This is a genomic window from Rhizobium sp. P40RR-XXII (assembly GCF_012641405.1).
GTDB lineage: Bacteria > Pseudomonadota > Alphaproteobacteria > Rhizobiales > Rhizobiaceae > Rhizobium.
The window spans coordinates 115,419-128,790 of sequence record NZ_JABAII010000009.1 but is presented as its reverse complement, the minus strand read 5'-3'; the positions used below and the strand labels follow the sequence as shown (position 1 = coordinate 128,790).

The 13,372-nt window shown below is 58.1% G+C and carries 16 protein-coding genes; 13 read left to right on the top strand and 3 right to left on the bottom strand.

Annotated elements, in window-relative coordinates; translation table 11 throughout:
* Positions 1 to 2: 2 nt before the first annotated feature.
* Positions 3 to 1,331 (bottom strand): tetratricopeptide repeat protein, encoded by a 1,329-nt coding sequence (locus tag HGP16_RS19015; RefSeq protein WP_168841565.1) that lies wholly within the window; start codon positions 1,329 to 1,331, stop codon positions 3 to 5.
* Positions 1,332 to 1,579: 248 nt separating this feature from the next.
* Here HGP16_RS19015 and HGP16_RS19010 point away from each other — a divergent pair, with 248 nt between their 5' ends.
* From HGP16_RS19010 to HGP16_RS18975, 8 genes are all read left to right on the top strand, one after another.
* A complete protein-coding gene (locus HGP16_RS19010; protein WP_246705564.1) occupies positions 1,580 to 2,293 on the top strand; it encodes an SDR family NAD(P)-dependent oxidoreductase in 714 nt (237 codons plus the stop codon).
* A gap of 6 nt (positions 2,294 to 2,299) precedes the next feature.
* Positions 2,300 to 2,515, top strand: coding sequence for a hypothetical protein (locus tag HGP16_RS19005; RefSeq protein ID WP_168841564.1), 216 nt, complete (start codon positions 2,300 to 2,302; stop codon positions 2,513 to 2,515).
* Position 2,516: 1 nt separating this feature from the next.
* Positions 2,517 to 2,678, top strand: coding sequence for a hypothetical protein (locus tag HGP16_RS19000; protein WP_168841563.1), 162 nt, complete (start codon positions 2,517 to 2,519; stop codon positions 2,676 to 2,678).
* A complete protein-coding gene (locus HGP16_RS18995; protein ID WP_168841562.1) occupies positions 2,675 to 3,769 on the top strand; it encodes a Rieske (2Fe-2S) protein in 1,095 nt (364 codons plus the stop codon). The genes HGP16_RS19000 and HGP16_RS18995 overlap by 4 nt, the downstream gene beginning before the upstream one ends.
* A 2-nt stretch (positions 3,770 to 3,771) precedes the next feature.
* Positions 3,772 to 4,542 (top strand): hypothetical protein, encoded by a 771-nt coding sequence (locus HGP16_RS18990; protein ID WP_168841561.1) that lies wholly within the window; start codon positions 3,772 to 3,774, stop codon positions 4,540 to 4,542.
* Positions 4,539 to 4,745: a hypothetical protein gene (locus HGP16_RS18985; protein ID WP_168841560.1), complete on the top strand. Its 207-nt coding sequence runs from the start codon at positions 4,539 to 4,541 to the stop codon at positions 4,743 to 4,745. The genes HGP16_RS18990 and HGP16_RS18985 overlap by 4 nt, the downstream gene beginning before the upstream one ends.
* 545 nt (positions 4,746 to 5,290) lie before the next feature.
* Entirely contained in the window at positions 5,291 to 5,485 is a 195-nt protein-coding gene (locus tag HGP16_RS18980; RefSeq protein WP_168841559.1) for a DUF2934 domain-containing protein, read from the top strand.
* 52 nt (positions 5,486 to 5,537) lie between these two features.
* Positions 5,538 to 8,159 (top strand): MGH1-like glycoside hydrolase domain-containing protein, encoded by a 2,622-nt coding sequence (locus HGP16_RS18975; RefSeq protein ID WP_168841558.1) that lies wholly within the window; start codon positions 5,538 to 5,540, stop codon positions 8,157 to 8,159.
* Between the two features lie 265 nt (positions 8,160 to 8,424).
* Here the strand turns inward: HGP16_RS18975 and HGP16_RS34560 are convergent, their stop codons facing one another.
* Positions 8,425 to 8,724 carry a carboxymuconolactone decarboxylase family protein gene (locus HGP16_RS34560; protein WP_312867323.1) on the bottom strand — a complete coding sequence of 100 codons (300 nt, stop codon included), beginning with the start codon at positions 8,722 to 8,724 and terminating at the stop codon, positions 8,425 to 8,427.
* A gap of 191 nt (positions 8,725 to 8,915) precedes the next feature.
* Between HGP16_RS34560 and HGP16_RS18965 the strand changes: the two genes are divergently transcribed.
* From HGP16_RS18965 to HGP16_RS18945, 5 genes are all read left to right on the top strand, one after another.
* Positions 8,916 to 10,283, top strand: coding sequence for a 50S ribosomal protein L11 methyltransferase (locus HGP16_RS18965; RefSeq protein ID WP_168841557.1), 1,368 nt, complete (start codon positions 8,916 to 8,918; stop codon positions 10,281 to 10,283).
* Positions 10,284 to 10,319: 36 nt separating this feature from the next.
* Positions 10,320 to 11,060: a haloacid dehalogenase type II gene (locus tag HGP16_RS18960; RefSeq protein WP_312867322.1), complete on the top strand. Its 741-nt coding sequence runs from the start codon at positions 10,320 to 10,322 to the stop codon at positions 11,058 to 11,060.
* A 6-nt stretch (positions 11,061 to 11,066) separates the two neighbouring features.
* Positions 11,067 to 11,480, top strand: a complete 414-nt coding sequence (locus HGP16_RS18955; RefSeq protein WP_168841556.1) for a CopD family protein — start codon at positions 11,067 to 11,069, stop codon at positions 11,478 to 11,480.
* Between the two features lie 75 nt (positions 11,481 to 11,555).
* Positions 11,556 to 12,260 (top strand): glutathione S-transferase family protein, encoded by a 705-nt coding sequence (locus tag HGP16_RS18950; RefSeq protein ID WP_168841555.1) that lies wholly within the window; start codon positions 11,556 to 11,558, stop codon positions 12,258 to 12,260.
* Positions 12,261 to 12,403: 143 nt separating this feature from the next.
* Entirely contained in the window at positions 12,404 to 12,541 is a 138-nt protein-coding gene (locus HGP16_RS18945; protein ID WP_168841554.1) for a hypothetical protein, read from the top strand.
* An 82-nt stretch (positions 12,542 to 12,623) separates the two neighbouring features.
* On the opposite strand, the gene HGP16_RS18940 is transcribed toward HGP16_RS18945, so the two are convergent.
* On the bottom strand, positions 12,624 to 13,322 hold the full coding sequence (locus tag HGP16_RS18940) for a thioredoxin family protein (RefSeq protein WP_168841553.1): 699 nt from the start codon (positions 13,320 to 13,322) through the stop codon (positions 12,624 to 12,626).
* Positions 13,323 to 13,372 lie beyond the last annotated feature (50 nt).

The window sequence follows — 13,372 nt, the reverse complement described above, 5'->3', positions numbered from 1 at the left end:
TCTCAGGCCGACAGGCGCATGCCGACGGAGCGTTCGATCGATTTGAAAAGCTGGTCGTCGGCCTTCAGCCGCTGGCGGATCTGGCCGATTCGATAGACCGCGGCACCATCGCCGCCCGCACCCACCGTCTTTGCCAGGGCCAGGACGAAAAAGTCACGCTGGGCATTGCTGCCGCCGATCTTGGGCAGATTGGCGACCATCCGGTCGATCATCCTTTGATCGGCAGGCGCGTCGAGACCGGCCAGCACGCGCGCCATCGGAACGCCGATCTCGGCTGCGATATGGGCCTGATCGTCGAAGCCGAGCGCCTTGGCGTCAATCTGAGCCACAAGTTCGGCGACGCCCTCGCGGTCGCCAACCGCTACCAGGGCAGCCAGGTTATGAAGTGCCGCAAAAATGAGCGTCGTGTCACTCGTGCGCCGGCGGGCAATCTCCGCAACATCCGCCCAGCGATTCCCGACATGCACACCGGATTGCTCAAGGCGCCATAGGAGGGAAATCGCATTGGCCATATCGCGAAAGTCATCTGTCTGTTGCGGACGGACTTCGTCGTCGTAGAGTGCCAGTACACGGTCGTGGTCTCCGCGCTCGAGGTGTAGCAAGCCAAGGTGCCAGGCCATGTGGAACGAGAAATTGTTGCAGCGCGACCAGCTCTTGCGGCTGCCTTCGAGCCAGTCGATCCCTTGCTTCGCGTCGCCCTTCATCTCGAAGACGTGGGAGACGGCATGCAATCCCCAGGCATCGTCAGGCTGCAGCGCAACGGCGCGTTGGCCGATCCGCAATGCTTCGCCATAGCGCCCGTGCTCTTCCAGCGAGAACGCATGGCAGCCAAGGACAAACCCTGCCGCATTGCTTGCCGTATCGATATGCCGCGCGGCGCGCGCACTCGCAGCGAGCATACCGGCAGCATCGCCGACCATGAACCGCAGCGCATGGGCGAGCTTGAAAGGAAGGAAGGTCGCAGGGCGGTCTTCGAAGCCGGCATCCAGAATACGGGCGGCCTGTGCGAAAAGGCCAGCCTCCGCCGCCTCAAGCGCTGCAACCAGGATGCGCTCATCTGTCGTTCCACCGTTGTTCTTCAGCAGCGCGGTCCGTGCGTCGCCCAAGGCACCAGCGGCAACCGTCGTAAGTTCGGAGCGGGCTAGGATCAGGTTTGCAAATCCCTTCAGCGCATGACCGGCGATATGGTGCGGATCGGCCGCAAGCGTCGCCTGAAGTGCCGCACCGGTGTTGGGCCTGTGCGCCGCGATTCCGAACACGGCGCTTTCAAACGCGCGCTGTGCTTCCATGCTGTCCGTGCTGGTTACAAGGTCGTATGCATCACGTCTCATGCTATTCTCCTTCAGGAGGGCCTTTCAGTTCGGATTGGGAAAACCAGAAGCTCAGGTCCGACAATGGCCTTTACGGTGGTGGCGCCGGGTTCGTTACATCGGCCGACACTTTTTTCGCCACCGCAGCAAATCGCCTTCGGATTCAATGACGCTGGAAAAAGTTTTAAAACATCCGTAACAAAATGAATGTCTAGTTCGTACAAATGCAGTTATGATTTCCGATCGGTAGAGCGAAAAGGGGCACGCCAATGGGAGAAGCATCAAGAAACAAGTTTGTCGTGATGGTCACCGGTGCCGCCGGCAATCTCGGCGGCGCGGTTGTTGCGGAGTTCCTTGATACCGGTGCAAAGGTGGCAGCTGTCGAACGACATTTGCTTGATCAAGATAGGCGTGCCAGTTGGCAGAAGGGCGAAATCCTGGACCTTGAGGGTATCGATCTCACGGACCTCTCCGCCTGTCAGGACGCTGTTCGGCGGACGCTTGATGCCTTTGGCCGCCTCGATGCGCTCGTCAACACGGTTGGCGGCTTCCAGACCGGACCGGTCGAGGAGCAGGGCCTCGACCAATGGGACCACATGTTCCAGATGAATGCTCGGACCGCCTACGCAATCAGTGCCGCAGCTCTGAAGCCCATGCAGGACACAGGTTACGGCCGTATCGTCCACATCGCGGCCGCACCCGGGTTGAAGGCGGGTGCCAGCCAGGCAGCGTACGCCGCGTCGAAGAGTGCCGTCATCCGCCTCACGGAGGCGATCGCCGCGGAAAACCGTGATCGGCGCATCACCGCAAATTGCATCCTGCCTGGCACGATCGATACACCACAAAATCGAGCGGCGATGCCGAACGCAAAGACAGACGCCTGGGTTCAGCCGGCCGATATTGCCAAGCTTATTGGTTTTCTTGTCTCGCCAGCAGGCGGCATCGTCACGGGCGCGGCGATCCCGGCAATGGGACGCGTGTGAGGGACTATGCTCAATTCATCCGATCCGATTGCTGCAGCGCTGTCGCTATGGGCCGGGGTCGGGCTTATCGTCGCTGCTGCGTTTCTGCTTTACGGCTTCGACAAGGTCGATCCGGGCGCTCATGATGCCTATGCGGTGAGGCCCCTTCTCATTCCCGGCCTCGTTCTCCTTTGGCCGCTCGTCATTTGGCGTTGGCTGAGCCTCGTGAGGGGAGGACGGTAAGATGCAGCGTCGCCATCGTCGCGCCCATGCCGCGATCTGGGCTGGACTTGCAGTGGCTCTACCGCTGTTTCTTGCCATCATCTTTGCAAGTGCGCCGAAACTGCCGGCCGACGCGCCGGCAATCCGTCTCGACGGCAAGGTCGCGGGCGGAGGGCAGCCATGAGCGTGTCCTACAAGCCGGTCATCTGGAACCGAACCAAAATGATCTACGATGGCGTGCTGCTCGCCGGCATCGTGATCTACATCCTAACTTTCCTGAAGGCCGGCCCGTTGCTTTCACCAGCGCTGCGCGATATCGATCTCCCGACGCAGAGGATGCGCGCTTTCGGTTCGCTGGCGCTGCTGATGCTTACAATCGTGCTGGCGATCGGGCCGCTCGCTCGCATCGATACGCGCTTCATTCCGCTGCTTTACAACAGGCGCCACTTCGGCGTGATGACGGCGATCGTTGCGGCAACGCACTCCTATTACGTTTTCGGCTGGTATTTTTCCTACAGTCCAACCCCGCAACTGACGGCCCTCTTTACAAGCAATACCAGTTTTACAAGCGTCGTCGGCTTTCCGTTCGAGCTGTTTGGTGTCTTCGCGCTCGTCGTTTTGGCTGTTCTCGCGGCCACCAGCCATGACTTCTGGCTTTCCTTTCTGACGCCGCCCTTGTGGAAGGCCATCCACATGAGCGTCTATTTCGCTTATGCCGCAATCGTCTGCCATGTGGCGCTCGGCGCGCTGCTCGATCGTCACGATCTTGCCCTCGGCTTGCTACTGATTGGCGGCTTGGCGCTGCTCTGCACGCTACATCTGATCGCCGGGCGCCGAGAGACGGCAGCAGATGCGGCCGCCTCCGCCAAGGCGCCGGAGGAGCCCTGGATCATCGTTGGCGATCTTTCCGAGATCGCCGAGGGCAGGGCGATCATTGGCGCTTCTCCCGGCGGTGAACGGATCGCGGTCTTTCGCTCAAAGGGCAGTTTGTCCGCCGTATCGAATGTCTGCTCGCACCAAAACGGGCCGATCGGCGAGGGCAAGGTCATTGCCGGTTTCATCACATGTCCATGGCACGGCTATCAGTATCGGCTTGAAGATGGCTGTTCACCGCCGCCGTTCCGGGAGCGTATCCGCAAATATCGTGTGCAAATGCAGGGTTCGAGCGTCCTCGTCGATCCTGAGCCCCTGCCGCTTGGAACGAAGATGGAGCCGTTTCGTATTCCCGCGGAGTTGCTTGCCGCGGTTGCCGGCTCAGCCAAGTTAGGTGGATAGTGATGCTAGGACCTAGGGAACGAGGATTTTTCGTCGGGTACTTCAAGACGGTGCCGTCCGATGTGCGAGCGCTGATGATCGGCTTCATGGTATTCTTTCTCGCCGGCATGGCATCAGCATCGGTGTTTTTGTCTCTTAATACCGAAAGTCCCGGCGCGGGAAGCTATGCCGACGCGCTACACGGCGAGCACTTGACTGGCACGATGGAGGTCGAACCTTATCCGATATTGCGCGTGCCTGGAAATGGTACGACACCTGCGCGCGCCATTATGCTGGCAGGGTCCGGCAAATTTGGCGTCGATGACCGAGCGTTGCCACTTGCGGGCAAAGCGGCAAGGGTTGGCGGCATCTTCGTCAAGCGCGGAGATCTCGAAATGCTTCTCGTGGGCGGGGGAGATGAATTGAAGGCCGCTGACCCGCAAAGTCCCGCAGCGCCTGCGATTTCGGCCCCGCAGGATCTCGGACGATGGCGGCTGACCGGCGAGATCTGTGACGGGAAATGCGGAGGCGGGGCAATGAAGCCCGGGACGGGCCTCGCGCACAAGGCCTGCGCCAATCTTTGCATTTCCGGCGGCGTTCCGCCGGTCTTCGTCTCCACCGCACCGGTCGACGGCCGTATTTTCTTCATGCTCGCGTCGAAAGATGGTGGCCCTATGCCGGCAGGGCTACTCGACAAGACGAGTGTACCGGTTGTGCTTGAAGGTCGCATCGAGCGTCGGGACGATCTCTTCATCTTCAGAGTCGATCGCTTTGCGAACGGAACGGGCGCATGACGGTCCCTGTCCAGGGCAGGTGGCGTCATCTGTTTGGCCTTTTGGCGGCTGCCATCGCCATCGCCGTCATCGTGCTCATCTGGGAGTATGCGCTCGATTATCTCGACGGGACACCATTCGAGGAACTGCGATACGCAATCTTCGGCGTCGTGGTGATTGGACTTCTTTCGGGCCTGAACGCCCTCATGACGAAGCTGATGTGAGCCACCAAAAGGATCAGTATGACTGTTCCATTGCCGAGCGATGTGAGATGCAACCCGATTGCGTGACATTCCCGCCGAACATCTATCACGCTTGCGGTGTCTTGCCATTATGCTCTCCGCCGAACGTGAGACGTCTGATTATCTGGTCGAGGTGACGTGAAAATGCGCGTTGGCCCATGCCGACATGTACTCTGATGAGATGCCGCGCCACCGGCTTTCCAACCATCCGCACCTTGATGAAGCCGGTTCTATGGAACTGTCGGTCAAAGCCATGGATCGGCCGACGCCCATTTGTCGATGAGAAGGGACAGTTCGGCTCCGTTGTGATGGCATAGACGGAATACGACGAACCCTGGCCCGCCGCGGGTCGCGTTGACCCACCGACTGTAGAATTGAGATTCTTGGGTTTGAGTTACCCAAAAACGCGATGTGCTGTAACGTTTTGCGCTGTGGCGGCGAATATGGGATGTCCCATCTTTCGTCGCTCACTGGCAAACGAAAGATCTTCAAGAGGACTTTCCGAAACGCAAATCTGGAATACGCCCATGAAAACAACAGCCGACGAGACGAGACGAGATATTGACGAGGACATCATCCGCGAGCGGGCTTATTTGCTGTGGCTTGAGGATGGCCAGCCGGAAGGACTGGCCGATGAGCATTGGCACAAGGCGCGTGCCGACGCGCTTGGATCAATTTCCAAAACCGATCCCGTTACGACCGGGGCGGACGCAACGAACTAGTAATTCTTTCGGGGGACAGTTTCCCTGACCCCCGAATTGACACGGGACCACCATGGCCTCAACTATCTCATCGATCTTCGAAACCAGCGAAGGCAGGCGCCTGCGCGAAATAGTGACCGGCGTCGGCTGGCGCCGGTGGGGCCCCTATCTCGCGGAACGGCAGTGGGGCACCGTCCGGGAAGACTATAGCGCCAATGGTGATGCGTGGAACGCGCTGACCTTTGATCATGCACGTAGCCGCGCCTATCGCTGGGGCGAAGACGGAATCGCCGGCTTTTGTGACCAGAGCATGCGATGGTGCCTCGGATTGGCGATGTGGAACGGCCAGGATAAGGTTCTCAAGGAGCGGCTGTTCGGTCTCAGCAACGAACAGGGCAATCATGGGGAGGACGTCAAGGAAGTCTATCACTATCTCGACGCGACCCCGACACATTCCTATCAGAAGATGGTCTATCGCTACCCCCAAGGGGCGTTTCCCTATGAGGAACTGATCCGGGTCAACGGACAGCGTTCCAGGTGGGACTCGGAGTATGAACTCGGCGACACCGGTATTTTTGCCGATGGGCGCTTTTTTGACGTCACGGTCGAGTACGCCAAGGCATCACCGGATGACATCTTGATGCGGGTATCGGTCAAGAGTGCTGCATCACACGCCGCACGTATCCACGTCTTGCCGCATGTCTGGGCGAGAAACACATGGTCGTGGAAACCGGGCAGCGAACGGCCGATCCTCAAGGCGACCGCATCCGGGGACGTGCTGGCGTGTCGGGCAGGCAAGAAGACGTGGCGCTGGAGCAGCGACAGTACCGCGGAGTTGCTGTTTTGTGAAAACGAAACAAACGCGCCTCTTTTGTTCGGTTCGGCGGGTCTGGGCCTGTTCAAGGATGGCATCAACGACTACGTCGTCAACGCAACGAAGACCGCCGTCAGCGTCGATGGGCTCGGGACGAAAGCAGCGGCTCATATTATTCTCGACCTGCCACCTCTTGGAAGTCGCGAGATCCGGATGCGCTGGCGCCCGGACGGCGTTGCAAGCGAACCTTTCGAAGACTTCAATGCGATCTTCAACCAGCGTATCGTGGAGGCAAATGAATTTTACGAGGTCGTTCAGGTAGGTATCCGTGATGCGGATGCGCGCGGAATCCATCGGCAGGCGCTCGCAGGCATGCTGTGGTCAAAGCAGGTTTACTATTTTGACGTCCCGATCTGGCTGGCGGGGGATCCGGCTCAGCCAACGCCGCCAATCCAGCGGCTGAAGGGCCGAAATGCCGACTGGCGCCATCTCAACAATGCCGATGTCATTTCCATGCCAGATACATGGGAATATCCTTGGTATGCGGCCTGGGACCTTGCATTCCACTGCGTATCTCTCGCTCTTGTCGATCCGGGTTTTGCGAAAGACCAGCTGGTTCTTTTTACTCGCGAATGGTTCATGCATCCGAACGGGCAGCTTCCTGCCTATGAATGGGAGTTCGGTGACGTCAATCCGCCGGTTCATGCGTGGGCAGCTTTGAAGGTCTATCAGGCGGATCGCAGCCTTACCGGTATTGCCGATACGGCTTTTCTCAAAAGAATATTTCACAAGCTGATGCTGAACTTTACTTGGTGGGTCAATCGCAAGGACAGTGGGGGCCGGAATATCTTTCAGGGAGGCTTTCTCGGCCTCGACAACATCAGCCCGTTCAATCGCTCGGAGATCCTGCCGGACGGTGCCTCGATCGACCAGGCGGATGGCACCGCCTGGATGGCAATGTATGCGCTCAACCTGATGCGCATTGCACTTGAATTGTCGATGACAGATCCGGTGTATGAGGATGTCGCGACAAAGTTCTTCGAGCATTTCCTCTCGATCGCCGGCGCAATGGCTGACGTGGCAGGCAGCGGGCAAAGCCTCTGGCACGAGGCCGACGGCTTCTTCTACGACACTTTGCATACGAGAGGGGGCGAAATCCAGGCGATTCCAGTGAGGTCGATGGTTGGCCTGATCCCCATCTTTGCAGTCGAGGTTCTCGATCAGGCAATGCTCGACAAGGTTCCGGAATTTTCAAAACGTCTGCGTTGGCTTCTGCAGCATCGACCACAGCTTGCAAACCTTGTTCCCAAGTGGACCGAACCTGGATCCGGGGAACGCGCCCTCCTTTCGTTGCTGCATGGCGATCGCTTGAGAGATTTGCTTCGCCGAATGCTCGATCCGGAGGAATTTCTATCGGATTTTGGCGTGCGATCCATGTCGAAGGCCCATCTTAAGGCTCCTTGCGATCTCGTATTTGCCGGTATGCGCTTCGACGCGACCTATACGCCCGGAGAGTCCCTGACCGGACTTTTCGGAGGCAATTCGAATTGGAGGGGACCGATCTGGATGCCGGTCAATTTTTTGCTGATCGACTCCTTGCAAAAGCTTCACACCTACTTCGGCGACGACTACCGTGTGGAATGCCCTGTCGGTTCGGGTGTGATGCTCAGTCTTGCCGGCGTCGCCGACGAGCTGAGTCGGCGCCTGCAACGGCTCTTCATTGCAGACGCCAACGGACGCCGCGCCGCGCTGACGTCGGATTCGGTGATTGACAACAATCTGTTGTTCCACGAATACTTCCACGGCGATACCGGCAAGGGCCTTGGCGCCGCACATCAGACGGGCTGGACTGCGCTTATCGCGAACCTCATCCAGCGGTAATGTCACCTTAGACCGTGTGAGCGACCGCATATCGCGAAGTCGTTTCGGCCGCCGCCTTGTTATAGCCGGTCGTCAACGGAGCCAAATCGTTATCAGATCGGAAACCCCTGCTCGAGGGGGAATCCCGGGAGGCCATGGCTTCGTCGTCACGTGCTGGGAATCAATATTGGTCTTGGCGATTTCGTTGAGATAATTCGTCCAGATGTTCAAAGCGACATGAAGGAGGATTTCGATAATCTCGCCATCACTGTAGCCGGCGCCACGTCTATGCAGAGAGGTCCTCGACATGGCGGCGCTCGCGTGCCACCTCAGTGGCAAAGCGCCCCGCCGTATCGGTCCCGGGATGGTTCGAAGCACCATTTGGGTTGGCAGCGTTTTCGGCTTCGTCGAGCTTGGCAAGGTTCTTGCCGAGGTAGTGATGGGCTGAAAGGCAATAGTCGTAACCCTTGATCTGTGCGACGACAAGCGCGATGCGTTCGCGGGTCGGTGCTGCAAGCTTGCTCTTGGCCAGCGTGTTAGAGAGGTTCAGATATCCTTCGGGAGCGGCCGGATAGGCGCAATTCACGGAGATGATCTCTTGATAATTCAGAGAATGGGATTGTGGTTCGAAATCATGAAGGCGTGTGCGGACGGCGGAGCGACGGTCCGGGCGCAGGGAAGGCGACGAATTCCGATTATTTCTGCGAGCGACTGTAACGAAACTAGTTCTGCCAGCGAAGATGCACGAGGATCGATCTAGTCGCTGGGGGACATTTGATGACGGCAGAACCTTTGCAACAGGACTTCTCAAAGGCGCGTGAATTCCTGAATGAAGCTATGAAATTCCACGCCTCCGGCGATCTCGGACCTGCGGAGCAGTATTATGTCGAAGTGTTGAAGCAAAGCTACCGGATCCCGGACATCTTACCATTGCTTGCGGGGGTGGTAGGCGCGCGTGGAAAGTACGAGGCCGCGATTGCATATTGGAACGACCTGTTGCGGATTCGTCCCGACCACCCGGTCGCGCTTCTCGAAAAAGGCGCTCTTCACCTGAAAGTGGGGCAGGCCGCTGAGGCAGTGAGCTGTTTTGAAGCTGCAACGCTGGGCTCCCCGGATAATATGCTCGCACTCAACAATCTCGCGGTCGCGCTTACCCAAGCCAATCGCCAACATGATGCTCTGGAGAAGTTCCGCGCCCTGGTGCAACATCAACCGAGCAACGTCTTGGCGCAACACCAGCTTCGTCGCTTGACGTCCCGCATCGTGCCGTTCTGGCATATTCCGATGCTGAACGATGCTCCCCGGAACGATGCGTTCGAAGCGGCTATTGCCAAAGCGATCGCCGATCGGGGACCGGATGCGCAAATTCTTGATATCGGGACCGGCAGTGGGCTGCTGTCGATGATGGCGGCGAGAGCAGGGGCAAAGCACGTCGTCACCTGTGAGGTTGTCCCGATTATCGCCGAAACGGCCAGAAAAGTTGTAGAGCAAAATGGCCTTTCCGATCGCGTCGTCGTGGTCAACAAAAGTTCTTCCGAACTTGTTGTCGGCAGGGATATGGACTGCCGGGCCGACATCCTCGTATCGGAAATCCTGTCGAGTGATCTTCTCGCAGAGGATGTTGTCGAGACCTTCGAGGATGCACATAAGCGGTTGATCAACGCGGATGCGATTATCATTCCGCGAGGCGCGACCGCGGTCGGTTGCCTCGTAGAAAGCGAGATTTTAAGCAAATACGCATTTGTCGACGAAGTTTCTGGCTTTGACGTCTCCGCTTTTTCATCGCTCGCGCCGAATAAGCTTCCAATCCACGGAACGATGACCGAATGGAAGCGTCTGTCGCACGATATTGATTTGCAGACCATCGACCTAACCGTCCCGATTCACGCCGGGGAATATCGCGTCATCGACATTCCCGTCACATCGAACGGAATGGCCGCCGGCATCGTGCAATGGCTGAAGATCGATCTTGCAGAAGGAATCGAATTCACCAACCATCCAGACGACTATTCAGACGGTGGATGGCTGCAGGTCCTGCATCCATTTCCAGCGCCGATCTCAGTCGTGCAGGGTTCGACATTCAAGGTCGTTGTCGGTCATGACCGTAACAGCCTGATCGTGATGGCGGCGCCGCGCACTGGCTGATAGCGTTTCAAACTCATTTTCGTGAGAGGGAAATCGGTGCGACAAGGGATCAAGGCATTCGTCTTCGACGCATATGGTACGCTTTACGACATCGGATCGGTTGAGCAAACGGTAGAGGCCGCGTTTCCGGGCTACGGGAGCCTAATCACCGCCGTCTGGCGAATGAAACAGCTGGAATACACATGGCTCACGTCGATGATGGGCAAGTACGAGGACTTCTGGGTTCTGACGAAGCGTGCTCTCGATTATACGCTTCGTTCGCTCCATCTGGACGCGACGGCACATCGTGTCGAGTGCATAGCCGCTGCCTATTTCCACCTGCGGCCTTATGATGACGCGCGACATTGTCTCGATGGGCTGATTGCGCACAAGCGCGCAATATTGTCGAACGGTAGTCCCGCGATGCTTGCCGAACTTGTAAAATTCTCCGGGTTCGATCAGTGTTTCGATCGCGTGCTAAGCGTCGACACCAAACAAGCGTTCAAGCCGGCTCCAGACGCCTATGCCTTGGTCGGTGAGACGTTCGGCGTAAGGCCCAACGAGGTCGTCTTCGTGTCTTCGAACGGCTTCGATATTTGCGGGGCGAAGAGTTTTGGGTTCACGGTTATTCGTGTCGCGCGTTCGGGAGATCGCGATAAGGCCATGCGCCGGCGGGTCGACGAGCGCGCTCTATTCGATCTTCTGCGCGGTCGGGCCGAGACCTTGAATTACACTGCGGATTTAACCGTGCGCTCGCTGGCGGAAATTCCGCACATCTTTGAAAGCCCGGGGGCATGACGCCTAATGTATCTCTATGTGAAAGCGGTTCATGTCTTTGCCGTCGTTCTCCTCATCAGCGGAATGCTTGCCATGGCATTTGCACTGCGGATCCTCGCGATCATGCCGGGCGACATGGCCGCCCGGCGACTCGGCGAATACCTTCTGCGGTGGGACGGCCTGGTAACGACGCCGGCACTCGCGGTGGTTTGGATGGCAGGTTTGACGATGGCATTCGGTGCGGGTTGGACCAGTTCATCCTGGCTCTTGCTCAAGTTGGTTCCCGCTGCGTTTCTAACCGGCATGCACCTTTTCCAAGGATCGGCCTTGAAGCGGTTTCTCCAGAGCCGACGATCAATCGCGCTCTACCGGAGGGCGCCAATTGCAATCCTTCTGGCCTTTGCGGCGGTCGACTGGCTAGCGATCGCCAAGCCCTTTTGATGAGGCAGCCGACCGTGCGGTGGCGAAGATAGATCGAACGCGGCGCATAAAGAGTGACAAACACAGGAGACGCAAGTGATCCGCTTTTATTTTCATCCCACACCCAATCCCGCTAAAGTCGCGCTCTTTCTTGAAGAGGCGGGGCTGGCTTACGAGACGGTGCCCGTCGATACCAGCAAGGGAGAGCAGCATCAGCCGGCTTTCCGGTCGATCAATCCCAACGGCAAGGTGCCGGCGATTATCGATACAGACGGACCTAGTGGCAATGAGACCCGGGTTTTTGATTCGACGGCAATCCTTATTTACCTCGCTGAGAAGACCGGTCAGTTTTTGGGTTCGCCGGAAGACCGGCCAGAACTGCTCTCCTGGCTGATGTTTCTAGCGACTGGCCTCGGGCCCTTTTCCGGTCAGGCGGTGCATTTCCAGCATTCCGCACCAGAAGGGCTCGACTATGCGGTCAACCGCTATCGGCGTGAGGCGGAACGCCACTATCAGGTGTTGAATGACCATCTGGAAGGACGGTCCTTTTTGGTCGGTAGTGGATATACGATTGCCGACATGTCGGCTTGGGGATGGCTGGACCGGGCGTCGAGGGTGCTTAAGGGGACGGAAGATCCTTTTGCGACATATCCGAACCTGAAACGCCTCTTTGGCACAGTCGACGCGCGTCCAGCGGTCGCCCGCGCTCGCGCGGTGGGAAAGGATCATGCATTCAAGCGGGTAAACGACGAGGAAACGAGAAGAGCTCTCTTTCCGTCGAATTATCCACCCACAGCATAAGCGACGCAGGGATTGCCGGATCGGAAACTGAGGATTTAGCCTTGCCGACAATCTGAGCCTTTCCCAACCAACGGATGACGTTTTCGCCGATATCAATCAGCCGGCATCCATTGCGATCCAAGGAAAGAGATTGCCGAGACCGCGTGGTCAGCTTCTACGGGCTTGGCGCGCCAGATCGTCAGAAGGTCACGATCACGGTGGAGGAGCTGTTTGCAATCGCCTCCAATGTCGACACGAAATCTGAGATAAAGCTGGAGGCACGCGCCCCTAGCGAGCCATGATACTCCCACTAAGTCGCCCGGCCGGTCGCTCGCTCTTTTTCTGTTCCGGCGGCCGGGCTTTCGAGTGTGTCTGGTCACTCCGTCAGTCAGTGATCGCCGACAGGATCGGGCCACCTTCGGGGCGCTGTACGAGTACCGCGGTTTTCAATCCCGCGACCTTGTTAGGCAGGGAGAATGAGGTCTTGCTGCCATCCCATGTGCCCAACCGATCCAGTCGACGGACCACGTGCGTATGCTGCAATGTTGCTCCGCCGTTTTCTCCTCGCGCGATCGGCACGGCCTCGACCTGGGGATCATATCGCACCAGCCAGACGTCGGCATTTGCGTGTTCAGCGCCCGCACCGATTTCGATGTGGTCTCCGCTGAACGCCAGAGCCGGGCCTTTCAGAGGAGCTGCTTGGGCAAGAAGTTTTTCAACTTCGGACAGATCATTTCCGACCACCGTGGACGCACCGTTGACGACCATCTGCGGCGTAAAAGGTCCGGTTTGTTTCAAGGCGGGCTCGTAGGTCACTTGACGCTCGGTAAATTCAGGCTTCCCGTAAGTATCTTTCCATCCGAGGTAATCCCAGTAGGTTACCGAGAAGCTCAAAGCGAGCACATCCTTCCGGTTGCTCATCTTGATGAGGTTGGCGTTTGCTGGAGGACAAGACGAACAGCCCTGGCTGGTGAAGAGTTCGACGACTTTCGGCTGCAAGTCAGCCGCCGCAACCGGAGTTGCCGCAACGGCCGTTAACAAGGACATGAGGATCGATCCGCCGATCCTGCCGGGTTTATCCATGGTGATGCTCCTAACCGAGGCCGCACCAGGCAATCCGGGCGGACTAAAGG

Bases quoted from the DNA above. Each gene is read 5' to 3' on its own strand.
- HGP16_RS18995 (WP_168841562.1), top strand. From the start codon at position 2,675: ATGAGCGTGTCCTACAAGCCGGTCATCTGGAACCGAACCAAAATGATC.
- HGP16_RS19010 (WP_246705564.1), top strand. From the start codon at position 1,580: ATGGGAGAAGCATCAAGAAACAAGTTTGTCGTGATGGTCACCGGTGCC.
- HGP16_RS18940 (WP_168841553.1), bottom strand. From the start codon at position 13,322: ATGGATAAACCCGGCAGGATCGGCGGATCGATCCTCATGTCCTTGTTA.
- HGP16_RS19000 (WP_168841563.1), top strand. From the start codon at position 2,517: ATGCAGCGTCGCCATCGTCGCGCCCATGCCGCGATCTGGGCTGGACTT.
- HGP16_RS19015 (WP_168841565.1), bottom strand. From the start codon at position 1,331: ATGAGACGTGATGCATACGACCTTGTAACCAGCACGGACAGCATGGAA.
- HGP16_RS18980 (WP_168841559.1), top strand. From the start codon at position 5,291: ATGAAAACAACAGCCGACGAGACGAGACGAGATATTGACGAGGACATC.
- HGP16_RS18965 (WP_168841557.1), top strand. From the start codon at position 8,916: ATGACGGCAGAACCTTTGCAACAGGACTTCTCAAAGGCGCGTGAATTC.
- HGP16_RS18955 (WP_168841556.1), top strand. From the start codon at position 11,067: ATGTATCTCTATGTGAAAGCGGTTCATGTCTTTGCCGTCGTTCTCCTC.
- HGP16_RS18975 (WP_168841558.1), top strand. From the start codon at position 5,538: ATGGCCTCAACTATCTCATCGATCTTCGAAACCAGCGAAGGCAGGCGC.
- HGP16_RS18985 (WP_168841560.1), top strand. From the start codon at position 4,539: ATGACGGTCCCTGTCCAGGGCAGGTGGCGTCATCTGTTTGGCCTTTTG.
- HGP16_RS18990 (WP_168841561.1), top strand. From the start codon at position 3,772: ATGCTAGGACCTAGGGAACGAGGATTTTTCGTCGGGTACTTCAAGACG.
- HGP16_RS19005 (WP_168841564.1), top strand. From the start codon at position 2,300: ATGCTCAATTCATCCGATCCGATTGCTGCAGCGCTGTCGCTATGGGCC.